This window comes from Polaribacter sp. P097 (assembly GCF_036864555.1).
Lineage (GTDB): Bacteria > Bacteroidota > Bacteroidia > Flavobacteriales > Flavobacteriaceae > Polaribacter.
Map to the genome: position 1 here is coordinate 1328966 of NZ_JAZETJ010000001.1, position 23931 is coordinate 1352896.

A 23931-nucleotide genomic window follows, 5' to 3' on the forward strand; every position below is an offset into this window, starting at 1 on the left:
GCTGTTAGATGTGTGATTGCTATTTTATTTACCTTATTTTTTCTCTTACAAAGCTTTTATGCTTTAGAGAATATGCGTTTCCAGCTTTTAGCCTGTAATTTTAGTTGGGTGTTGTGTTCGCTATTGAATTTTGCAACAATATCTTTTTCATACAAACTGTAAAATTCAGGGTCAAAATTGGCATCCTTTAAATACTTTAAGACGTGTTGTATGGATTGTTTTTCGGTTAACCATTGGTCAAATTTTTCATGACGCATTCGAATTCCGAAGGTATTTATTCCTAAAAATTGTTGTGTTTTTTTATGGTAAGAAATGGTGATACAAATATCTTTTGAAGGGTGTTTCCACTGAAAATAGCTTTCATAATCCTTCTTATTACGCTCACTAAATACCCAACCATACGTTTGGTATTCAATGTCTAAGAACTTGGCTGAATTAAACCAATGCCCAGGCTTGTATTCAGTTGGATTGCCACAAATGGTTTGCGCTAACGCTTCGCCCATCATTCTTCCTGTATACCAAACTGCTTCAATATTTCTACGTAAACCAATGGCTTCATGTTGTTCTGCACAATCACCTATGGCATACACATCTTTTGTATTGGTTTCTAACATTCTATTTACCAAAACTCCTTTTTTGGTTGCTATGCCTGAACCTTCTAAAAAGTCAATATTAGGTGTAACTCCAGCAGTTAAACCCACAACATTACAGGCAATTTCTTCACCTGTTTCTTCAATAATAATCGATTTTACACGGCCATTTTCATCGGATTTTATCTCCTTTAAGTTGGTGCTTAAACGCAAATCTATGTGATGTTCTTTGATGTGTTTGTTAATCATTTCAGATTCTTGTGCAGGCAAAACGCCATTCCAAAAACTACTTTCACGAACCAAAAAAGTAACAGGTATGTCTCTACTTCTAAGCATTTCTGCCAATTCAATTCCTATTAATCCACCACCTACAATTACAGCGCGTTTGCACACGTCATTATTAGGCGCAAACTGTTCTAAATTTTCTAGATCTTGCTTATGGTACATGCCCAAAGCACCTTTTAAATCTTGACCTGGCCAACCAAATTTATTGGGTTTAGAACCAGTTGCAATGATTAACTTATCGTAAGTTAAGGCAGAACCATCTTTAAACGATAATTCTTTAGTAGCTGTATTTATTTTAGAAACGTAGCCTTCTTTTAGGTTGATGTTATTTTTATCCCAAAACCAATTTTCATAAGGCTGCGTATGTTCAAACTTCATGTGCCCCATATAAATATACATGAGTGCAGTTCTAGAAAAAAAGTATTTGGTTTCAGCAGAGACTATGGTAATTTGTTTATCAGAGTTTTTTCTGATATGTCTTGCAGCTGTAACCCCAGAAATTCCATTTCCGATAATTACAATGTGTTCCATAATGTATTGATTGATTCTTGACTTTCTGTCGAAGCTAAAGTTAAGAACTTAACAGATACCTATAATTTAGATTAAGTATAAATAAAAAACTTTCTAGAGGCTGTAAGTATTTTAAAACTTCTAAGACTATCCTCTAAATTCATCCAAATAAACCAACCAAATGAATAAAATTAGCCTAAGAAATCTAGCAATACTACTTATCATCATTCTTGTAGAAAGCAGTTTTGCACAAGATGCAGATACTACAACAAAAAGTAATATTCAAACCTACACACCTTCTAAACTATTAAACAAAGGGCAGTGGGATATTAAATTTTTCAACAACCTATATACAGAAACAGAAGCCACTTTTAATGGGGTAAAAGCAGATAAAGCAAGAGAAACGTACTTTACTTCTACATTAGATATTTTTACAGGAGTTTCAGAAAACAATCGTTTAAATGTAGGGTTATTGTTAGAGTACAGATCTAATGCAATTAATGGTAAGAGTGCTACGTCTGTTTTGGGTTTTCCTTCAGACAATAGCTCAAGAAATGGTTTGTCTTCTTTAGCACCTGCCTTAAAATGGCAGCCAATATCCAATGTAGGTAATTTTTCTGTTCAAAGTGCTTTTCATATTCCTTTGATCGATGAAGAATCAGATGCGAATGGGGTGTTTTTAGATCAAACTGCTTACATGTTTCAAAACCGATTTTTCTATGATTATACCTTTCCAAGTGGAGATTGGCAATTATTTACAGAGTTAAGTACCGAATATAATTTTGGTGATGAAGATAGCTTTGCAAACAATACTTTTGTATTAGCTCCAGGTTTGTTCATGAGTTATTTTCCTAATGATGCAACCACTATTTTAGGTTTTGTACAGCATTACCAAAGAATAGGAGATTTTGCGCAAGACTTTACCAGTTTAGGTTTTGGGGGTAAATATCAAATTACACCTGTCTTAAATTTAGAGGTTTTATACAGCAAGTTTGTAAGAGGTAGTGATACTGGTTTAGGGCAAAGTTTTAACTTAGGTTTAAGAGCCTTGTTTTAAGAAAAAGAAGTATTTTTAAGAGATTTATGAAAACAAGATATCTCTTTTTAATTGCTGTACTTTTTTTACAAACCGCTTGTAAAAGTCAACCCCAAAAAATTAACGGATTAAGCTTTGTGGCTTCTAGAGATTCTATTAGCCAAGAACATATTACACCCGTTTTAAATTCTAAAAGTAACTATGTGGCTTTAATGCCTTATAGTTTTATTCGCAATTTGGAGTACCCAAAAATAGAATTTAATACCAATAGAGAATGGTTTGGCGAAACCGAAAATGGGTTACTACAATATGCCAAAGAGTTTAAAAAAGTGAGTATTAAAATAATGGTAAAACCTCATTTATGGTTAAGAAGAGGTGGGTTTACAGGTGATTTAAAACCAACCACAGAAGAGCACTGGCAACTTTTAGAAAATTCTTACAAAGCCTACATTCTTACCTATGCAAGAGCTGCTGAAGCTTTAGATGCAGAGGTACTTTGCATTGGTACAGAATTAAAAGAATTTGTGATGAATAGGCCAGAATATTGGGTGCAACTCATCAAAGAAATTAGAACTATTTATAAAGGTAAGTTAACCTATGCAGCCAATTGGGATGAGTACAAACGTTTGTCTTTTTGGAGCGAGCTCGACTTTATTGGAATAGATGCCTATTTTCCTTTAAGTGATGTAAAAACACCAACAGTGGCGCATTTAGAAGAAGGTTGGGCAAAACACAAAAAAGAAATTATAGGCATTCAGCAAAAGTTTAACAAGCCTATTCTTTTTACAGAATTTGGGTATAGAAGTGTAGACTATAATGCTAAAAAACCATGGGAGTTTCATAGACTTCAAGGCAGTGTAAATCTACAAGCTCAAGCCAATGGTTTGCAAGCCATACACAATCAATTTTGGGGAGAAGATTGGTTTGCTGGCGGATTTCTTTGGAAATGGTTTCACAGGCATGACAAAGTTGGTGGAGAAAACAACAACAGATTTACCCCTCAAAATAAACCAGCAGAAGAACTTATTATAAAGCTATATGCTCAATAAGAAGTTTTATATTTACTGCAACAATGATTTCTAAATTAAAAATAGTCTTAGTTTTATGTTTGTGCAGTGTTTTCTTAGGGCAAGCGCAAACTACCAAAATTGCATCTATTACAATTAAAGGTGCACAAAAAACAAAGCCTTCTTTTATTGCTAAAATTCTAGAAACGCAAGTGGGGAAATCTCTAGATTCTAGTGTATTGCATCAAGATATTTTACGTTTAAAACGCTTACCAGCCATTAGCTATGCCTATTATACCGTAAAAGAAATTAGCGCTCAAGAATGCGCAATTGACATCACAATTGAAGAGAATTATACGTTATTGCCCGATATTAATTTTTGGACAACCACCAACAATGTATTTTCGTATAAATTGGGTTTGTACGATTACAATTTACTAGGTAGAAACATCACTTTTGGCGGCTTTTATCAATACAATGGGTTTCATACTTATGCTCTGAATTTTAGGGCACCCAACCTGTTTTCTAGAAAATGGGGAGTGGCCTTAAATCATCAAAATTGGAAAAGTGAAGAGCCTTTGTATTTTAATAATCAATCTGCCAATTATTTATACAATAATATTTCTTTTGAGGCTTTGGCACTCTATCAAATTGATGTAAACAATGAAGTAAATTTTGGTGTAAATTTCTTTACAGAGAAATATCAATATTTGTCTGGAATAATTGCACCAGAGATTCCACAACAGCTCGATTTACAAAAGGCATTGTTTAAGCTGGTTTATGGTTATACCAATTTAGATTATTATTACCAATATGTAAGCGGATTTAAGAGTGTGCTTTATGCACAATACGTGCTTACAGAAAATGATTATCAGAATGATTTTTACATTTTTTGGAACGACTTTTTCTATTACAAAAGAATAGGTGAAAAAGGCAATTGGGCCAACAGATTACGATTTGGTTTGTCTTCTAATGAAAACACACCCTTTGCACCTTTTGCTTTAGATAATAATGTAAATTTAAGAGGGGTAGGTATTTTGGTAGATAGGGGTACAGGTAGTTTTGTACTCAATACAGAATACAGGCATACTATTTACGATAAAAAATGGCTAGCCATACAAACCAACGTCTTTACCGATTTTGGATCTTGGAGAAATCCTGGAGGTGAACTGAATGACTTTTTTCAGGAAGAAAACCTTCGTGTTTATTCTGGTATAGGTTTGCGTTTTATCAGCAAAAAAGTATACAATGCTACGTTTCGAATCGATTACGGATTTCGAATTGTAGGGCAGTCTAACACGTCTAAAGGCGGACTCGTATTTGGTATTGGCCAGTATTTTTAGTTAAAAGTCAATTCGCTTTTTAACACAAATTCATCCGCAATTGCATTTTCTTTCATTTTTTTAAAAAAACTTGGTGAGTTGAATTTTACGCCATATTTAGTTCTGTCTAAATTGGTAGTAAATTGTAGATTGATGTTTTCATTTTTATGAATTTCAACTTCTATCTCTTCTTTTTTAGTAATGTTTTTAATAGTCATATTTCCAACTAAAAGAATTTTTCCTTTAACCAATTTTACAGAATTTAATAGTTTAAAAGTGGCAGTTTGATATTTTTTTACTTCAAAAAAATCTTTATTTCGTAAATGTTTTTTTAAATCTTTATTTGAATGATCGAGCGATTTCATATCTATAATCACTTCCAATTTTTTAATTGAATCATTCTCAATCAAGATTTCTCCTGATTTTGCTTTCAAACTTCCAGTTAAAGCATAGGCATTAAAAGCAGCTTTTCCAGTCCAAGAAATGTTTGAGTTTTTGCTTTCTAGATTGAATTTCTGTGCAGAAATACTCATCGATATAAAAAGTGAAATTGCTGTAAAAAGTTGTAATTTTTTCATTGTATTTAGTGTATTAAATTATTAGTTGTGTGTATCATTTCATAGCCGCAAACAGTTTCACCAGCGTCAGTAGTGCCAATAAAATACCACATTGCCCAACCACCAAATAAACGATTGTCGCTTCTCCAATTGTTATTCCAAGTGTAAGGTTGGGCTTGTTGTAACACTTGTTTTTTAGTGCCAAATTTTTTGTTGAGGTCTTTTAACGGATATGATTTTCTTAAATTCCATTTTCCATTGTAAAACAAGTACGCACCATATTCTGTTATGGTTATCTTGCTTTCTTTACAGAAAATTAAAGTATTGTGTTTCCAGTAATATCTATCATTAATTTTTATAGGATCTACCACTACTGGAAAATTCTTAACGATTATTTTTTTAGGGATGTTTTGCAATTTCTCAGGAATATCTTTTTCAGTAGGCGTGCCATATTTAATTTGTGAATGGCACGAAACACTTAGAAAGAAAATTAACAAAGAAGAGATTATAAATTTCATAATTTTTAGTTTTAAATGAATAACACTGCAAATATGAAATTTATAAGGATGTTGGTCGTCTCTATTTTAGAATTGAGACGAATTTAAAATTTGAAAAAAGTATCAATTAAAAAAATGAAACGTTTAGTTACTTGATTTTAAGTCTTTAGGAGATTTCCCTGTGATTTTTTTCACTGCTCTATTAAAAGAAGATTTTGAGTTAAAGCCTACATCAAAAGCCAAACTTAATAATGTAAATTTTTCATTTTTCGGATTTTTCAGAATGTCTTTAAGCGCTTTAATTCTATATTCGTTTACAAAATCATTGAACTTTTTCCCAAAAATAACATTCAAACATTTTGTTGTTTGATACGGTTTTACATTTAATTTTTCTGATAATATGGCCAAATTCAAATCCGAGTTTGTATAAATCTCATCTTCTTCCATCAATTTTTTTAAAGCTTTAGCAATTTGTTCTAGTTGTTGTTTTTCTTTGTCTGGTAAGATATTTTGCGTTTTAATCACGTCATTATTTCTTCTGTTAAAACCCTCTAATCCTAACCAATAGGTAACTATGGCCATACCAATAAATAAAGGATAACTATAATATTTTCTGAAGGCATAATCAAAAAACAGCACATCAACTAAAACCACTACAATTAAGAAAATAGCATAATATTTCAATACAAAAAGCACTCTTTTAATCCATTGTACTTTATCAATATAAATAAGATGTTCATCTCTTTTTTGTTTCAAAATTTGAGAAGATTTATACGCATAAAATATAATTAAAAGGCCAGAAATGATAAACATTGTAGGATAGTGCATCCAAACAATGTATCCATAATAGCCCAACCAAGAAAGGCTTTCTTGTGTACCATCCCAATAAAAGTTTTGAGATTTTATGAAGTTACTCCAAAGAAATTCGATGAAAACCGGGAGAAAGTGTATCCAATCTTTTTTAAAATTAATTTTAAATTTTGGTGTAACGCTCGCTTTAACAAAAAAGTAAATTAACGCACCATAAATCCAATTGAATTCAATGAAAACGTGATACCAAAAATCGTAAAAACCATATCCAAAAAGTTTGCAAATTTCAACTATTAGTCGATAAGAAAAGAAAAATAAAATAGTAGCTAAAAAGAGATTTGCACTTTTATTTTTTGCGTTTTTTTTGAGTAATATAAAACCATAAATGAGACCTTGAATAGCCCCAGCTGCCAATAAAATGAGTAAAAAACTATCTACAGGTTTCATATTTTTGAAAGATACATAAGTTGTAGAAGTTTACAAATATTAATTTTATAATAACTTTAACTTGCATTTAAAGTTAAGAGAATTGTTAGCTTTGTAAAAAAGAATACTAGAAATGAGAACGTTTGCTATTGGTGATATACATGGAGGTTTTAAAGCACTAATTCAAGTTTTAAATCAACTTGAACTTACAGAAGAAGATCACCTAATTTTTATGGGTGATTATGTAGATGGATGGAGTGAAGCGGCTCAGGTAATCGATTTTCTTATCGATTTTTCAAAAAAGTTTAACTGTATCTTTATTAAAGGAAATCATGATGTTTGGTGCGAAAATTGGCTAAAAGATGAAAATGATGTAAATCCTTCTTGGTTTATGCATGGAGGAAAAGAAACCATAGATAGTTATGCAGGCTTTTCTAAGGAAGAGAAACAAGAACATTTGGCGTTTTTCCAGGCGTTACAGATGTATCACCTAGATGATGAAAACCGTTTGTTTTTACATGCAGGTTTTACCTCTATGCATGGTGTTGAAAAAGAAACTTACCCACATAAATTTTGTACAGATAGAACGTTATGGGAAATGGCGTTGGCCTTAGATAAAAAGATTGAGGTAACTGCGAATAATTACCCAAAAAGATTACAACATTATCACGAAATTTACATTGGGCACACACCAACTACAAACTATAATGAGGAGTATCCAATGAATGCTGCCAATATTTGGAATGTAGATACAGGCGCTGCTTTTAAAGGGAAAGTAACTGCACTAAATATTGAAACAAAAGCATTTTATCAAAGTGATGCTTTACCTACTTTGTATCCTAACGAAAAAGGGAGGAATAAATAGTTCTTTCATTTCTTAAATTATATTTACTTTTTATTTTCAAAATTTAAACTTGTTACTTAAAGTAGCTAATTTAATTACTTGGAAATCGACATACTTTTAGTATTCGCTAAAATTCAATTTTTAAGGAATGGTAAGTGTCCAAAAAGTTTTACGGTCTGGACACTTGAATGGATTAAAAAGTAGAATTTGAGAATAGTAAAATACGTTTAGATTTTTTTGTTTCATTTTTTATCAATGGAAAAAAAAATGTAATAATTTAAAGTGCATAAATATTTTACACTTCTCTTTTGTCTTGTTACAAAAGAGACAAAAGAACAAGAATATCCCTATGAAATTGCTTCACAACGTTCATTTTTAGATTTCCATGCTTAGTGCTTTCGCACAGCACTTCCAATCTTTCATTCCCTATTTCTTGGGATATTCACAAACATTGGTGACTACAGAGTAGCAATGAAGAATAGTAAAATCAGTCTTTTTTGCCTAAAGGATACAATTCTTGTTGTACAAAACTTTTTGGAAAACGTTCATCACCTTCAAAGCCTAACTCAATATCTCTTCCAGAATACGGAATGTAATTCGTTTTAAAAAGGTAATCCCAAACGCTTAAGGTTAATCCGAAATTTACGCCATACTTGCGTTCTACTGGCAATTCTTTAGAGTGATGCCAGATGTGCATTTTAGGATTGTTAAAAATGTATTTCAACCAACCATAATCCCAATTAATATTGGCATGATTTAAATGACCAATCGTGATATTAAAAAAATGAACAACAGCCACATCTTGTGCAGAAAAGCCACCAATAATAGCAAGAGGTATATATCGTAACGAATTGTAAACTACAGGCTCCATCCAATGATAACGTAAGTGAGCAGCAAATCCCATTTCTTTTACAGAGTGATGTACTTTGTGAAAGTTCCATAGAAACTCCACTCTATGCAATAGTCTGTGTGTCCACCATTGGGTGAAGTCAACCACAATAAAAAAGATGAAAATACGCAAGGCAAAAGGCAAGCTATTTAAATCTAACAACTGAAAATTACTTAGAGTTAAACCAACCACCCCTAATACATCATTAAATAATTCAGCGGCTGTATTTGAAAGGGCAATAAGTACAATTAAATTCAATAGAAAAAAATTGAAGAACATGTAAAAGGTATCTAACCAAAAATCTTTACGAAACAAAGATTGATTTTTACGCCAAGGAAACAAGGCTTCTAAACCCCAAACCACTAAAGAAATTATAATTAGGCCATAGAAATAATTCTCCCAATTTAACTCAAACAAAACTGAGTTTTTCAGGTAGTTCCAGTAGCTGGAATATGAATTTTTTATAATGTCTATATATTTCTCCACAGATTGCAAATTTACAAAGAGTTCACCAATTGATAAAGTCGGTATTTTTAATTATCTTGTAGTGTGAATGGATATTTATCATTTACTAGATTATAGTCTATTTTAGATTAAACATCTTACAAAAAAAAAGTCTATATGTGGCAGCAATTACTTTACAAAATACATGCACTAGGTTTTGACGTTCTGTATTTTGATATTAAAATAAGCAGAAATACCTACGTTCGCATTCGCTTTTGGTGAAATTACGACTTAACTTTATGATTTATAGTGTTTTAAGTGGTTAAAACCCTTAAAAAATGCAATAATTTGTTGATAAGTTTGCTAAACATTTTAAGAATTTACCCCCAAAAGATTCAAAATGATTTATAGTTTTACCCTTGTAAAAAAAAGGGCATATCCAAATAGGTTATGAGAAACGGTTTATAAAATAATGGCAACGAGTTAACAATTGTTAACTATTTTACAAAACCAACCTTTTATATTTACAAAAACAAAAAAGCCTTAAAGATGTGCTTTAAGACTTTTTTAAACCGGTAACACTTTAAGAAGTGCGTAGTTTCATTTTCGAACCATAAAATTACAATTCTTCTTATCGTTTACCAAATTTTAAATAGTAATTTTTAAAAGCAGTCCACATACTGCATTGGTAAACTTATGACTTAATTTTTCTAGTTAAAACTCCTGTAAGTATTTCATATACTATCAGTTAAACTTTATAAAAACGTATAAGGTTGGGCCTATTTGTGCAGAGTTTTTAAAGCGTGTTTAGAAGGTGTCTATATCGCAACCTATTATCAAATGCGATATGTAATTTAAAATTATAAATCTTATGGTTAATATAAAGCCAATTAGTAAATCAAATCCTCAGGATAGAGCTGCGGATAATAAATATTATGCTCAAGTAGTAGCAACAGGTAAAACAGATCTTGAAAGATTAGCCTATTTGGTTTCGAACCAAAGTACGGTAAGAGAGGCCGATTGCTATGCTGTAATATTATCTTTACTACATAACGTAGTAGACGAGTTAAAGCAAGGTAGAATCGTAAAGTTAGATAAGCTGGGTTCTTTTCAAATAGGTATTAATTCTGAAGCCGTAGATACACCAGAAGAGGTGTCTGCAAATTTGGTAAATAACGTACGTATTAAATTTAGACCCGATAAAAGAATGAAAAATTCTTTGAATATTAAAACTGTAGATTTTACAATTGTGCAGAGCGCATAATTTTTAGTAGTTTTTTTGTACAAACCTCAATAGCTTTTGCTATTGAGGTTTTTTTTTGCCCTATACTTAGCATAAAAAGCTAGTAAGGAAATTAAAAAACCTAGTAAGCTTTATACAAAAAGGTGCTAAGGTTTTTTAGAAAGTTAGTAAGCATTAGCTACAAACCTTTGCATCTTTTTTAAAAAACAGCAAACTTTTATATCTTTATATACTATGTGCGTACACACTTCCTTAACAAAATCGGCCAAGGCCATTGAAAAAAAGACTAAAAAAGAGTTTACAACTCCGCAGTTGTTTCAGCCTTATTTTCACTTTAATGGTTGGGAGTCTAAAAACTTGGCCATTACCACACAAGAGGCATCTACCCAAATAGCCCTTGCCAAATGGGGTGTATTGCCTACCCACTATGATGTAAGCTATAGAACCGATTTCTTAGCTAAAACCAATACGTTAAATGCCACTAGAGAACGCTTGTTTGAAAGTGATTTGTACAGTCAGTTTATAGAAGGGCAACGTTGTATTATTTATGCAGATGGCTTTTTTGAACCTCATGAAGCAGCAGGTGTTCAAAAGAAAATACCCTATTTTTTTAAAGAAAAAAACCATGAGTTGTTTGCGTTTGCAGGTATTTACTCAAAAGTTATTGAAAATAATAGCACTACCTATGCTGCCTCTATTATTACTACTGAGGCCAATGACTTTTTTAAGGCCATACACAACAAACCCAATGCTCTAGGCAGTTATAGAATGCCGTTAATTTTAGATCCTAGTACTTACGAAACCTGGTTGATGGCAACCACCACAGCTGAGGTAAAAACGGTATTAGACAGTTTTACCCAACAAGAATTGGTGAGTTATGCTGTATCTACAGATGTGTTTTCTTCTAAAAAAATAAGCGATAGACCTTCTATTTTAGACAAGGTGCCTTATGCGCAACAATTGAATTTAGGCGATGCGCTTTTTCCATGATACTATAAGTAGCTATAATATTTGGCAGTATATTATGTGTTTAAAAAGGAATTCAATAAGATGGCAAGGAGTATTAAAAATAACAGTCTTCTATTTGACTTGTATTTTATACAAAACCAATATTTTCGATTTAGTAATATATAATAGTTATTAGGTATATCTTTTTTTTTGCTTTCGTTATTTTGGCCTGGCCAAGTCAGGTTTTATTCTTTCATAAATTGCATAAGTATTAACACCTTGGGATATATATAAATTCCCTTTCTCTGGGCTGTCAAAAGTTATTATTGAATAAAAAAGTTCATCGGGAAAAAAAGTTTTGTTGGCATAAGCTAATAATTTTAATTCAAAATTATTCTCAGGAAATACAATTACTAACTCTTCGTTTCGGGCTACAATTTTCAAATTTGCATCCCAGATACCATCGGGATTTACAGTTTCTTTTAATCTGTAAGATCCAATATAATTATTTGAAGATTTGCTTTTGTAATTTACAATTTCTGGAATTTTAGTTGTACTATTAATTGCTTTATGTATTTCTAAATATAAGTCGATAGCTTTTACTCTATATTCATTACTAATTTGAAATATATTACTTCTATATCCCATGTATGCGCCAACCAAGTTTTTGTATTTTACGTCATTTAAAAAATAGTCAATCGCTTCATTATTTAACTCATTTTTTAAATAATCTTGATACCAATTAAAACCAGCTAAATCATCAACATTGGTATAAACTGTGCTTCTTATTTTTACATTATATACATCTATAGTAGTCTTAAGACTGATATATAAATTTTTAACCTCTGGAAGTAAGTGTTTGTATTTTTCAGGGATTTTATCAAGGTTGTTTGATAAATTATCAAAACCGTTTGTTGTTGTTTTAAAGTCTCGATAATTGTATCCTATTGGTATAAAATCTATATCTTTAATATCTTCTGCTGTGTATTTATTGTTTAAAATATTTTTTGCAACCGAATCTGTGAATACATGATAATCAAAAATCATATTAGACGTCTCTAAATCAATTAAGATGTCATTTTGAATTTCTTTTAGAATACTTGTAATTTTTGCTTCATCTTCTATTTGTTGATTCCAATTATTAATGGATAAGGCAATTAAAATACCAATAACAACGAGAAAAATTTCACCAATAGCGTATTTAAAATACTTTCCAGTTTTACCTTCTGCAAGTAATTTTTGTCTAATTTTTCTAAAGAATTTAATCATTGGTTACTGGTTAGTTGAAATGAAGAATAACATATTCTTATAAGTTTTGTGCGATACTTTAAAACGTAATTTAGCAAATAAAAACTACATTTAACGTCTGTATTAATTTTGGTAAATAGTTCAAAACTAAGAATAAATGATATTTGATTTTACTCGTAGTTACTTATATCCCATACATTTTTTTAATAATAGTACCTTTTAATTTTTGAAGAGGTTTTTGGTTTGTAAAAGTTAAACTTTTTATATCATCAGGACAGTTGGTTAGTATTTCATAACCATTTTTAGTTATTAATACAGTATCTGAGTGCCTAAAACCGCCAACACCTTCAATATAAATTCCGGGTTCAATACTAACCACCATATTTTCTTTTAGCACTGTTTTGTCTCCTTCTGCCAAGTAAGGACCTTCATGATTTCCTAAACCTATTCCATGCCCTGTTCTATGCATTAAGTTTTCTTTTAATCCTTGGTCAATTAAAAATTGTTTGGCTGCTAAATCTACATCTTCTGCAATAACACCAGCTTTTAATGCGTCATAACTTCTTCTTCTAGCCTCCATCATTAATTCAAATGCCTCTTCTTGTTCTTTGGTTGGTTTACTAGTAAAAAATGTTCTTTCTAATTCTGCAGAATAGCCATTTACTCTTAAAAAAGCTAGGCTAATATGTGAACCTTCTACTAATACATCCGATACTTTTGGTATTCCATGAGGCTGATAAGAAATTCTACTAGGCCAGGCTGCAACTAAGATATTTGTGGCTAAATAGTCAAATACTGTTTCTTTAATTACTTTTTGTTGAATAGCACGTCCTATTGAAAAAACTTCAAGTTCAGACATTCCGAAATAAGCATTTTTATTTAAGTTTTCAATACTAAGATCACAATATTTAGATGCTTGTTTGATGAGCTCAATTTCAGTGTTACTTTTTACCCAACGTAGTTCTTCTAAAATTGGACTTTCTATAACATCAAGTTGAACCGAATGTAAAAAAGCGGAAATTTCGAAAGGTGTTTTAGCGCCAATACCAATAAGTGTACTGTTTTTTAGGGCGTCTAGAAGTACATCTTTCCAACGTTCTGGTTTTTGAGCAGGATATTCCCAATAACTTTTTATAGCATCTACATGATCAACCTTTTTTAAATGCGCAAGTTCCATTTTTGGTACAATAAAACTGACTGTACTTTCTGTAATTATCAGTAAAAATAATCGTTCAAGGCTTTTGTAAGTTAAACCGGTTAAATAATAAATATCTTCTTCTTCTGAAATGATTAAGGTATCCAGGTTTTCCTTCTTTATCCTTTCTTTAACCGCGTTTATTCTCTGTTTGTATTCTAATTTAGGTATGCTCAATTTTTAGTTTTTAGTACGTTGCTTCAATTATCGCTAACGTGTTGCTGAAAGGTTCATAGTATGTTCAAGTACTAAGTTAGCAAATAAATTACAGATAGAAAGTCGGTCAGTGCTTTTGTAGGTAAGCGATAACTAGCAATGCTTTTTTTGTGGTATAAGCTCCAAGTTTTAATCCCAGGATAGATTATCAGTTTAGCATGCATAAAGATTCATAATCATCTGCTAGTTGCTTTAAGTTTTTTCTGGATTTAGGAAAATAGGCCCCTTTCTTGATTTTTTGAACAAGTTTTGAGCAGCCTTTGAAGACACGTTTACTAGAGCGCATAAATGCCTTTTGATTATTGTAATTTAAAAAATGTGTTTTACTATTTATGGGTTCCTCGTTTTTTGTTTGCATGTAAACCAGTTTGGCGTAAACGTTGAACCCTTCCCATCGAATGGGTTCATAAAGACGCACATTGTTGTTCTCATAACTTAAAGCCTCTAAACCATTTGAGATCCCACTACCTTTGCCTTTAATGTAATATACTCTTAATGTGTCTGTTAAAAATAACTTTTTTTCAGAGTACTTTATGTTATAAACAGATCTGGTTTGCATGGCAAGTTTATTATAATAAAATTCGGCATATTTTACTTTAATGCTTTGCCAATCTTTGGTCTTCTTTTCGGTTGGTCGTTCTTTTGAAAAAACAATATGTTTAATTGATGTGGGGTTAGGAAAACCATAACCATTTACAACACTGTCGTTCATTGAATGATAAGTAAGTTTGACAAAAGATGCTTTGGATTGCTCATCATTTAAAACTCTACTTCCAAATTGCGCTTTAACTTGGCCTATTATAAAACAACTTAGAATTATTGCAAGAACTATTTTTTTCATTCCTATTAATTTAACTACAACCAAAAGTTTATTTTAGGATTGTACTGAATATTTATCGTACTAAAGTTAGCAAATAAATCACAGATATAAAGTTGGTAAGGTATTTTAAGTAGACGAGAACTACCTATTCAGTATTTTCTGAATTTGCCAGTAGTTTATTCTGTTTTTTTCTCGATGAATTTGTTATCTATCCTTCCTTGAGGTTTAATTTAAACCACAAGGAAACAATTATATAAAAAATGTAGCACCAAGCCTTATGGTATTTATGTCATAGGTAAAATTTGGAACCCAACCTAAATTGACTTTAAATTTGCTAGGTGTAACAATATAATTTAAGTTTAATTCACCTTGCCAAACGGTTTCAAAATCAAAAAAAGTAACCATAGGATTTACAAACATAAATGTTCGTTTGTTAAATTTTAAACTCATATTGGTTTGTAAGCCCAATCCACTTTCTTTAGACGCTGTCAAATACACGTAGTTAGCCCCTGGAAAAAGAGAAAGTTTTTCATTTAATACAATTCCAACTACAGCACCTGCAGCTATAGACCAAGTATCAGAACCAAGACCATTTTGTGCTGAACCTGTTGGTATCGTTATATCTGCAAAAGGTGCAATAGCGATAATTGATTTTGAAATATTTCTTTTAACTGCCCTAAAATACCTTACTCTAATGTCTGAAAGACCAAATTTGCTGGTAGCATCATTATACAATAACGGAACTTCAGCCAAAACAAGATGATCGGGATTGAACGCATATTGAAAATTGATTCTTGTACCATAGGTGTTAAACCCATCATAAGCATTTAACTCACCTAACGTATTAATTTGTGTATATAAGTTGGTAGGTTTTGATGGATCAATTTCTACAGTATCTTCTGTCTGTGCAAATGAGACAGAAGCACCTATTAAACATACGAATAGTATTATTTTCTTAAGCATTGGTTGTATGTTTTAATTATTTTATTGCTTTTTTGCTTCTTGAATAATTGCATATTTTCCATCAAGATCACGATTTACAGTAGCCGTCCAAACCGTGTTGTTTTCCAGGCTAAAAGTTACTTGATAATTAATGCCTTTTACCACTTGGCTTTTAGCTGATACTATTTCTTTAAGATTAGAAGCATTGTTCATTTTAGAAAGTACGTAATTTGTAGCTGCTTTTACATCGTCTGTAATTTCTGTATCAGACCATCCTCCAGGCATAGTTGTTTTTGCTTTTTCTGTGATGCTTAAATTTCCATCAAGATCTCTGTAAACAAGTACCGACCAAATTTCTCCATTGTTTAGCATGAATTTAAGGTCGTAATTCAAACCTTTAACCACTTGCTTTTTGGCACTAATTACTTGCTTTAACTTTGCATTAGTACTAACGTTTTGGATTGCATAATCTAATGCATCTTGCACATCATCTTCAACCGCAGTTTCATTCCAATTACCAGACCTATTTTCTTTTTGATATACTATTTTACCTTCTTTGATTGTTTCTAGAACTTGAATTGTATTAATGGTGAGTGGATCTATTTTTAAAGGATTCTTATCCAATATCACGAAATCTGCTAATTTTCCAACGGCCAAGGTTCCCTTATAATCTTCCTCAAAATGTTGAATGGCAGCCCACTCTGTTAATGTTTTTAGTCCTTCGTAAGCAGTTAATCTTTGATCTGGACCTAGTATAAATCCACTACGTGTAACGCGGTTTACGGTAGCATCTAAAACGCGCAATGAATTTGGGAATGTTACTGGTGCATCATGATGAGATGTAATAGTCATTCCTGCATCTACTACATCTCGAGTTGGTGAAATATAGGCAGCTCGTTCTTCTCCTAAAACAGATTCTCTATGCCAATCTCCCCAATAAAAGGTATGCATAGGAAAGAGCGAAGGATATATATCTAAACGAGTCAATTCTGGTATTTGTTCTTTTTGAAGTGTTTGTCCATGTATCATAACACTTCTATGATCTTCGTAACCGTTTGTCTTAATGGCTGCATCTATGGCTTTGATAAATTGATCGATGGCTGCATCTCCGTTTGTATGAGCCATAATTTGCCATTTGTTTTCAAAGGCAGTTGTTACATATTCTATGGCTTTTTCATCTGGCATTATTGGATAACCTGTATAGCATCCTTCTTGACCTTCTGGATTTACATGGTAGCATTTAGAAAGCCAAGCGGTTTTACCTTGAGGTGAACCATCTAAGGTAAGTTTTACACCTCCAATACGATAATGATTGGTGTAGCTTCTGTCTTCCTTGTAAAATTCTGGTGTAACTGCTTCCTTGTTCCAAATAATATCTGGGTAGGCAACAACATCTATAAAAAATTTGTTTTGAGCTACAGCCTCTTTAAATGCTGCTGTAACATCTGGAGTACTTCTACCATCTTGAGCAGTGGTATAGCCGTATTTGGCATAAGCCTCTTGGCCTTTTTCAACAGATTTTAATTGCAATTCTTGATCTGAATTCGCTCCAATAATTGGAAGAAGTGCATTAAAAAATGCGGCTTCCTCTAAAACACCATTAGGCATTCCGTTTTTATCTCTTCGAATAACTCCTCCTTCTATTTCTTTTGAATCTTTGGTGTAACCTATAACCTCTAGTGCTTTGGTATTTACGCAAGCAAGATGCCCTGATTGATGGATAACTATGACAGGCTCTGTAGTTGAAATCTTGTCTAATACTTCTCTAGTAGGATGCGTTTTTTCTTTTAGTTGGGAGTCATCATAGCCATTACCCATAATCCAACCAATTTTAGTACTCATAAACTTTCCGTTCTCTGTTTCGGTCCATTCTTTCACGGCCTCAACAAGGCTATCAAAATCAGTACCAGGCCCATCTGGTGCAGGTAATATATTGGCTGTCATACCTAGCATACCCGTATTGTAAATATGGCCATGACCATCAATAAACCCAGGTAAAAGCGTTTTACCATTCAAGTCATTTTTTTGAGCATCACTTCCATAGTTTTCCAAAGCATCTTCGTAACTACCAATAAAAGCAATTTTACCTTCATTTTCCACCAAAGCATCTACATATACTGGTTTTTCACCATCCATGGTAATGATATCTCCATTGTGATAAATAGTTGCAGTAGTATTATTTGTAACGGAGTTGTTTTTCTTACTATCACAGCCAATAAAAAGTGCAACTAGCAGAAGACCTAGGGTTATTATTTGTTTTTTCATTTTTTCATCTTTTATTTATACAAATTGAGTTATAATGCTATACTACTTCTTAAACCAAGGAATATCGCGTTTTCATTATTTTTTACTAAAGGAACAATATATTGTGTATTTCCACCTAGAGAAAGCCATTTATTGATTTGAAATTCATAGAACATTTCAATACCAGTTTCATTCCTTAGCGGTATGCCGTTTGCTGCCGAAAATTCATCGACTGGCCTACTAAAGGAATAATAATAAATACCTAGGCCCCATTTATCTTCAGAGCGAGATTTAAAAAAACTGTTACCTCCTATACCCATTAGGGCACCAAAATCGACAGGATTAGGATTACCGTCTGAAACACCTATTTGACCGAATAAACCCCAACCTTTATCTGAATTGGAAATTTTGCCTAGTTGTTGTGTAAATCTATAGCTGAAATAATAGCGACTGTCTTCTAAGTTTGCAGTGCTTCCAGGAGTTGGAAAAAAAATATCACCTAAATCATAGAGATCTGTTCCGTCTTGTGTACTGTAAGATGCTTTTAAAGCATGCGATCCTGGCAAGCCACCAATTTGAACTTTTTTCTCAATAGCTGCAGAAAAAGTAATGCCTTGAGAAAAAGGACTTTCTAAACCTGACGTGTTTACAGCACTTACAGGGTCATATACCATAAAAGTATATTTGAATGCTTTGGTGTGAATAGAAGCTACCGTTCCAAAAATATAGGCTGGTGTTATACCAGATACAGGTGCTGCAAAATTCATGTTCCAAAAAGATGTTATGCCTGCTCCTCCTGAATAAAGAGAAGATGCAGCTAAGTCGATTACGTTAATTTTACCAAAAAGCAACGTATTCTTTTGACCAAATTGATATATAAAATACAAACTTGTAATATCAAATGCATTAGCGCCACTAATTCCAGGAAAAGTAGTTGCCGTATTTAAAGGAATGGCCACACCTCCAGAACCATTCAAAGATTGTCCAAAGTTTTGTTCTAATTGCGTTACTAGTGTTAAGCGTTTTAGGCCAATTTTAGCACCATTAAAAAATATTTTTAAATCTGCTTTACCAGCAAATACCGAATTATTTGAGTTAGTACCTTTAACAAAATTTTGCTGAAACAGGGTTAATCTAGGTTGGAATGATATTCCATTACTAGACATTCTGTCTCTAAAGCCTTTGAAGTTGCTCGTTGACGTATCTTTTTCTGATTTTTGAGCATAAAGACTGGTGGAGGTTACTATAAAAAAGACCAATCCAAAAAGACATTTTCTATTCATTATCTAATCATATAGATTTTTAGTCCAAATTCTGTTTTTAATAGTCTGATTTATATTTATTTACAACTTTAAAATTCTAAAATAGTAAAAAAAATTACACTGATTAAAAAAATCTAAGAATAATTATGAAATCAATATTGAATTAGAGGTAAGGTTGATAACCAATACTTTGGATGAATGGGTATGTTTAAGTACAAAAGTGAGTCATAAACTTTATGTTGTTGCTCAGTTTTATTATGATTTTTTAGTGTAAATCTTACTGTTTTTGAGGGTAAAACCCAAGTCGGAATAAAGTTTTATGGCAGGTGTTCTATGGTCTTCTGTGAAAAGAAGTATTTCTGATAGCCCTTTTTCTTTTCCGACTTCAAGTAATTTATTCATCATTTTTCTTCCAATGCCTTTGCCTCTATGTGTTGAATCTACAACAACGTCCTCAATCCACCCTTTTTTTCCTGATATTACTTTGTAGGTACACATTAGAGCAATGCCTATTATTTTGTTGTCTGTACTACAATAGGAAATTGTGATAGGGTTATTTGCGTCAAGCAATTCATTCAAAGGAACTTGTTTTTTGTTTCCACCCAATTGTTTGAACAAATCTGATATTTGATTTTGTATCGATGGATTTATGTCAGCTTTTTTTAGAAGGTCAATTTTCATATCAATCTTAAATTACCTGTAGCATATTTCTGCACGTTTAATTGCCTAGTTTAAGTAAACAATTTACTAAATATTTACAGATTAAGAAAACCAGTGCGTATTTTGGGAAATAGTAGAGAACTATCCATTAGGTATATTTGATAGTACTAGTGATTTCTACTCTATGGTTTTCTTAATAAATGCAACTGGTTCAGATTGTAAATTCATGCTGCACGATGTTATTTCTCCTCTAAAATATCACGGATAATTTTTAAATGATGTTCGGTATGAATATTAAGAAACTGAATAGTTTCGTCCCTATTCATAGTGCCCAGAATGGGATGTTTAAAGTGCTTCTTTTCTGCAAGCAAAGGCATTTTTTCGGCTGTAGCAAGGGCTTCATTATAATGCTTCTGTAAGGTATTGAGAGTTACATTTTTTGGTGGACTTACAACTTCTGGTGCAGTAACTCTTCCTCTAGGCAGCGTATTAGAATTAAAGACATAGTCACGTGTTGTATTCGATTCCGCTATATAATTAGTTTCATCAGAATACTTTAGGGCTTTATGCAACTGATTTACCATTAAATAAATGTGGTCCATATGCCAAGCAACAGAAGCTTCTGACACTTTTCCATTTATTGTATCTCGAACATTACTGTAGGATGCTACTTCATTAAGTTTTAATGTGAGCGTAGAATTTCTTTCGTCTGATTTTAAACTTGCAGCGCTGCTTAATAATAAGGTACCTACTATTAAGATTAAAATGATGTGAATACGATTTTTCATGAGTTTGTTTTTAAATTTTACGCTTCAAAAATAGGTTTATAAGCGGTGTGCTAGAAAGAATTGGTATGGCTGTGTCGCTTTTGTGATGAATGGGAAAGCTAGTGAAAGTCTGCTTTTGAAAAAGCCCTAGAAACTGGAATATTCGTAGCAATATGATCTAGTTGTATGGTAAGTGACCTTGCATTGCCATCAACAGATTTTATATGCTGCCTATTGATGAGGTAGGAACGATGGCAACGTTTTATTTGAGAAAAATCTCCCAATTGTATTTCAAGCTGTTTTAAAGATAATCGAATGAGTTTATGCTTAAGTTCATCATCTTTTAAATGAAATATTGTTACATAATTCCCCTCTGATTGGGCATATAGAAACTCGGTTATTGGCATAACAATTGGCGGTGCTTTTACACTTTCTTCTTGTATTTTTACGGCAGACGTTTTTTCTACAGTTGACGGAGTTAGTTGATTAGAAAGTAATTGTGCTTTTTCGATATTACGTTTAGAAAGCGCACGCTCAGTAAAAAAGATTAAACCTATAATTGGAAAAATCCCTATAGAAATTGTTATTTTTAAAAAATTAAGAAAGGTGTTAAATAGAATTAAATCATCCCACCAAAAGAAATTATGCAGTGCGTTAAAAGCACTTATGATTAAGATACAAGAGGATTGTAACAGTATTTCTCTTCCTATGGTCCATCTTTCTGAACGAAAGAACCATGGCAATAATTTAGGAAGTATAAAATAAGTTACACAAACCCCTAAAAAGACAGCAACTCCGAAACCAGCTAAGAACAAATATTTATCAATTGTTAAACGGCTTGAGCCATAAGGTTCAAAAACAATCAAAAATGTAAATACAAAAATGCCAGAGAATAAGGCAAATAACCACTTGTATCTAGTATTTTGTAATAAAGGATAGGGTGAGTTGAGCCACTGCATAAGAAATTACTATATTTTAATTTGATTTTTTTTAGGGCTAACCTATCTATTTACGCTTGGTTACGAGTTTCAATCACCTAATTTAATGAATAAAAATCGAATGAAAAGCCGGAAAAGACTTTAATAAGTAGCTTGAAATAAGTAGTTTGTTATCTAACTTGTGAGTTATTGTTTAATTTTAATAGATTCTCCAGCATTGAGTTTCTGAATGCCGCTCGAAAGTTTTATCCAGACAGGTTGATTACCTATAGGATTTAGAATTTGATTATTGGTTATTTCAACATCTTGTATTGCCAGTAAATAATTGGTAAGTTCTCCATGGCCTACAGACCAGATATCCTTAGATTTTGATATTTTCTCGCAAAAAGCAACCATGTTGTCCCATCTTTTCTTGTTTCCGAATTCCCACGAGTGGCCCCAAACATAGAATATTGATAATTGTTGCTGATTTAATGCCAAATAAGAATCCAGATAATTGAGCGCCTTACTATCATGACAAGTTGGATGCCATGTCATGTAGTTTTTTGGAAAATCAAATGTATACGTATCATTTACAGTTCGTCCGTTTTTAATTCCAGTAGAAGTTATTAAATTGGCAATGCTATCATTTGTGCTACCAAATGGATAGGCCATACTGATAATTTTTCTATTGGTAAGCTTTTCTAAAATAGCTAAATCTGTATTAATTTCTTCAAGAACTTCTTCTTTTGAAATTGCCGTAAAATTTTTATGTAATGCTCCGTGTGCTGCAATTTCATGGTTTTTATAAATAATGAGTAAAGAATCTTTTGGAACATAGCGTTGATAAATAGTATCGCCATTTTCTTGTGGCCATCCTCTCGTTACTCCTAAGTATTTTGAATTTAAATTGAATGTTCCAACAAGGTTGTATTTATCAAACAAATTAGCGAGTTCCATATCTTGAATAGTTCCATCATCATAACTCAATATTAATGCCTTTGTTTTACCATCAGGATATGTGAACTCAGAAAAGCTAGGTTTTTCATTGCATGAGGCCAAAAGTGCAATAAATGCAAAAATTACTATAAAGTTACGTGTCATTCTTAACGTTTTAGCTGTGTAATTGTGATAAAGAAAGCTGCCTTATTTAAGAATTAAAGTTAGCAAATAAATCACAGATAGAAAGTCTGCCAAGACTTTTGTAAGAAGGCTAGAACTAGTAATTACTTTTAGCCATTGTTGGCGGTAGTTTTTAATATTCGGTGATTTTATCAACTTTAAGTTTTCTCATGGCTTCTCCATCAACTAGTTTGTAAGAAACTTGTCTTGTTCCTCCAGTTGGTGCAGCGTTTGTATCACCTTCTTTATAGATTGGAAATCGTTGACCTAAAGTATTTTCAACGAGAGAAAATTCATCATGGCCCATATAACCTTTATTTATCACGCTGTTTTCTGATGTTGGCTGAAAATAGATCTCACTCATTGATTTCTTATTGTTAACGGAAAATGCGTATACCTTTCCGTAACTTCCACTTCCAACAGATCGGGTAAAAACAAAAAGTTCTGGTGAGCCATCAGAATTAAGGTCTTCAACTTCTGCATTGGTAACTTCTTCACCGTCAATAATAAATGTTTCGTTGTATTCACTTTCTTGTAAGCCAAATGTGGAAATTGTGAGGGTGTTTTTGCCATCTTTTTCTATTGAAGAAACACTAAAGCCAACGTCTTGTAAATTAAGTACGCTATTGAATTTTGTTTTGTCAATTTGATTTTGATCCATTTGTTCATTTATTTTCTCGTAAGTTCCGGCAATACTTGCTCCACCAGAGCAATAAAAATAAAGTATACTTTCGTGTTCTTCTTTTTCTGCAGATATACTGATTTGTGCATTAGTAAATTCAAACAGAATGGATTTCCCATTAATTTGAGTTTGGTAAACTTTGTCATCTACTTTTTTAGCAACTGCATCGAATGTACAAGTGGGTTTTTTCTTGTCTGCTCGAGAGCGTACTGAAATATTCAATTGATTATTATTTACTTCCGTAATCGCAACAGACACCCAATCATACCCTTCGCTTCTTTTTGAATAATCTTCAGAAACGTAATTACCTATTACATTAAATTCTTCAGTAGCCTCTTGGGTTAAAACTTTTTCTGTCTTTTTTCTTTCATCTTTACAGCTGATAGTCAAAAAAAGAACAATTGCGATTAGATAAGATAGTTTGAATATTTCTTTCATTTTTAGTTTT

General features: G+C 32.2%; 22 protein-coding genes. 6 read left to right on the forward strand and 16 right to left on the reverse strand.

Translation table 11 applies throughout. The annotated features are described in order from the left end of the window. Positions 1 to 56 precede the first annotated feature (56 nt). Complete coding sequence (locus tag V7R38_RS06140; RefSeq protein WP_334056700.1) at positions 57 to 1406, reverse strand: NAD(P)/FAD-dependent oxidoreductase; 1350 nt, start codon at positions 1404 to 1406, stop codon at positions 57 to 59. Positions 1407 to 1566: 160 nt separating this feature from the next. Here V7R38_RS06140 and V7R38_RS06145 point away from each other — a divergent pair, with 160 nt between their 5' ends. From V7R38_RS06145 to V7R38_RS06155, 3 genes are read left to right on the forward strand one after another with little or no spacing between them, the layout of a single operon-like run. Continuing rightward, complete coding sequence (locus V7R38_RS06145; RefSeq protein ID WP_334056701.1) at positions 1567 to 2442, forward strand: hypothetical protein; 876 nt, start codon at positions 1567 to 1569, stop codon at positions 2440 to 2442. A 26-nt stretch (positions 2443 to 2468) separates the two neighbouring features. Next, positions 2469 to 3470 carry a glycoside hydrolase family 113 gene (locus V7R38_RS06150; RefSeq protein WP_334056703.1) on the forward strand — a complete coding sequence of 334 codons (1002 nt, stop codon included), beginning with the start codon at positions 2469 to 2471 and terminating at the stop codon, positions 3468 to 3470. 23 nt (positions 3471 to 3493) lie between these two features. Further along, entirely contained in the window at positions 3494 to 4771 is a 1278-nt protein-coding gene (locus V7R38_RS06155; RefSeq protein WP_334056705.1) for a POTRA domain-containing protein, read from the forward strand. Here V7R38_RS06155 and V7R38_RS06160 read toward each other — a convergent pair. The 3 genes from V7R38_RS06160 to V7R38_RS06170 form a co-directional block, all read right to left on the reverse strand. Then, positions 4768 to 5328, reverse strand: coding sequence for a YceI family protein (locus tag V7R38_RS06160; RefSeq protein WP_015481167.1), 561 nt, complete (start codon positions 5326 to 5328; stop codon positions 4768 to 4770). The two genes, V7R38_RS06155 and V7R38_RS06160, sit on opposite strands and share 4 nt — an antisense overlap. Before the next feature lie 5 nt (positions 5329 to 5333). Next, the gene (locus V7R38_RS06165) at positions 5334 to 5825 is read right to left on the reverse strand and encodes a hypothetical protein (protein WP_015481166.1); all 492 of its coding nucleotides are present in this window, start codon (positions 5823 to 5825) and stop codon (positions 5334 to 5336) included. Positions 5826 to 5948: 123 nt separating this feature from the next. Beyond that, positions 5949 to 7061, reverse strand: a complete 1113-nt coding sequence (locus V7R38_RS06170; protein ID WP_334056709.1) for a helix-turn-helix domain-containing protein — start codon at positions 7059 to 7061, stop codon at positions 5949 to 5951. Positions 7062 to 7173: 112 nt separating this feature from the next. Here V7R38_RS06170 and V7R38_RS06175 point away from each other — a divergent pair, with 112 nt between their 5' ends. Next, positions 7174 to 7905 (forward strand): metallophosphoesterase family protein, encoded by a 732-nt coding sequence (locus V7R38_RS06175; protein ID WP_334056711.1) that lies wholly within the window; start codon positions 7174 to 7176, stop codon positions 7903 to 7905. Positions 7906 to 8371: 466 nt separating this feature from the next. Here the strand turns inward: V7R38_RS06175 and V7R38_RS06180 are convergent, their stop codons facing one another. Further along, positions 8372 to 9259 carry a sterol desaturase family protein gene (locus V7R38_RS06180; protein ID WP_334056713.1) on the reverse strand — a complete coding sequence of 296 codons (888 nt, stop codon included), beginning with the start codon at positions 9257 to 9259 and terminating at the stop codon, positions 8372 to 8374. Positions 9260 to 10088: 829 nt separating this feature from the next. Between V7R38_RS06180 and V7R38_RS06185 the strand changes: the two genes are divergently transcribed. Beyond that, complete coding sequence (locus tag V7R38_RS06185) at positions 10089 to 10481, forward strand: HU family DNA-binding protein (RefSeq protein ID WP_334056715.1); 393 nt, start codon at positions 10089 to 10091, stop codon at positions 10479 to 10481. 213 nt (positions 10482 to 10694) lie between these two features. Further along, positions 10695 to 11450 (forward strand): SOS response-associated peptidase, encoded by a 756-nt coding sequence (locus tag V7R38_RS06190; protein WP_334056716.1) that lies wholly within the window; start codon positions 10695 to 10697, stop codon positions 11448 to 11450. A 177-nt stretch (positions 11451 to 11627) separates the two neighbouring features. Here the strand turns inward: V7R38_RS06190 and V7R38_RS06195 are convergent, their stop codons facing one another. The 11 genes from V7R38_RS06195 to V7R38_RS06245 form a co-directional block, all read right to left on the reverse strand. Next, the gene (locus V7R38_RS06195) at positions 11628 to 12677 is read right to left on the reverse strand and encodes a DUF6090 family protein (protein ID WP_334056718.1); all 1050 of its coding nucleotides are present in this window, start codon (positions 12675 to 12677) and stop codon (positions 11628 to 11630) included. A gap of 163 nt (positions 12678 to 12840) precedes the next feature. Continuing rightward, positions 12841 to 14028: a M24 family metallopeptidase gene (locus tag V7R38_RS06200; protein ID WP_334056720.1), complete on the reverse strand. Its 1188-nt coding sequence runs from the start codon at positions 14026 to 14028 to the stop codon at positions 12841 to 12843. Between the two features lie 187 nt (positions 14029 to 14215). Next, complete coding sequence (locus tag V7R38_RS06205; protein WP_334056722.1) at positions 14216 to 14908, reverse strand: hypothetical protein; 693 nt, start codon at positions 14906 to 14908, stop codon at positions 14216 to 14218. 228 nt (positions 14909 to 15136) lie between these two features. Beyond that, positions 15137 to 15850 (reverse strand): hypothetical protein, encoded by a 714-nt coding sequence (locus V7R38_RS06210; protein WP_334056724.1) that lies wholly within the window; start codon positions 15848 to 15850, stop codon positions 15137 to 15139. Positions 15851 to 15871: 21 nt separating this feature from the next. Continuing rightward, a complete protein-coding gene (locus V7R38_RS06215) occupies positions 15872 to 18094 on the reverse strand; it encodes an amidohydrolase family protein (protein ID WP_334056726.1) in 2223 nt (740 codons plus the stop codon). A 29-nt stretch (positions 18095 to 18123) separates the two neighbouring features. Further along, a complete protein-coding gene (locus V7R38_RS06220) occupies positions 18124 to 19356 on the reverse strand; it encodes a carbohydrate porin (protein WP_334056728.1) in 1233 nt (410 codons plus the stop codon). Positions 19357 to 19590: 234 nt separating this feature from the next. Further along, on the reverse strand, positions 19591 to 20016 hold the full coding sequence (locus V7R38_RS06225) for a GNAT family N-acetyltransferase (RefSeq protein ID WP_334056730.1): 426 nt from the start codon (positions 20014 to 20016) through the stop codon (positions 19591 to 19593). A gap of 218 nt (positions 20017 to 20234) precedes the next feature. Then, complete coding sequence (locus V7R38_RS06230) at positions 20235 to 20783, reverse strand: DinB family protein (protein ID WP_334056731.1); 549 nt, start codon at positions 20781 to 20783, stop codon at positions 20235 to 20237. Positions 20784 to 20881: 98 nt separating this feature from the next. Beyond that, on the reverse strand, positions 20882 to 21721 hold the full coding sequence (locus V7R38_RS06235) for a LytR/AlgR family response regulator transcription factor (protein ID WP_334056733.1): 840 nt from the start codon (positions 21719 to 21721) through the stop codon (positions 20882 to 20884). Positions 21722 to 21886: 165 nt separating this feature from the next. After that, positions 21887 to 22783, reverse strand: a complete 897-nt coding sequence (locus V7R38_RS06240; protein WP_334056735.1) for a polysaccharide deacetylase family protein — start codon at positions 22781 to 22783, stop codon at positions 21887 to 21889. Between the two features lie 151 nt (positions 22784 to 22934). Further along, positions 22935 to 23921, reverse strand: coding sequence for a PliI family lysozyme inhibitor of I-type lysozyme (locus tag V7R38_RS06245; RefSeq protein ID WP_334056737.1), 987 nt, complete (start codon positions 23919 to 23921; stop codon positions 22935 to 22937). Between the last annotated feature and the right edge of the window lie 10 nt (positions 23922 to 23931).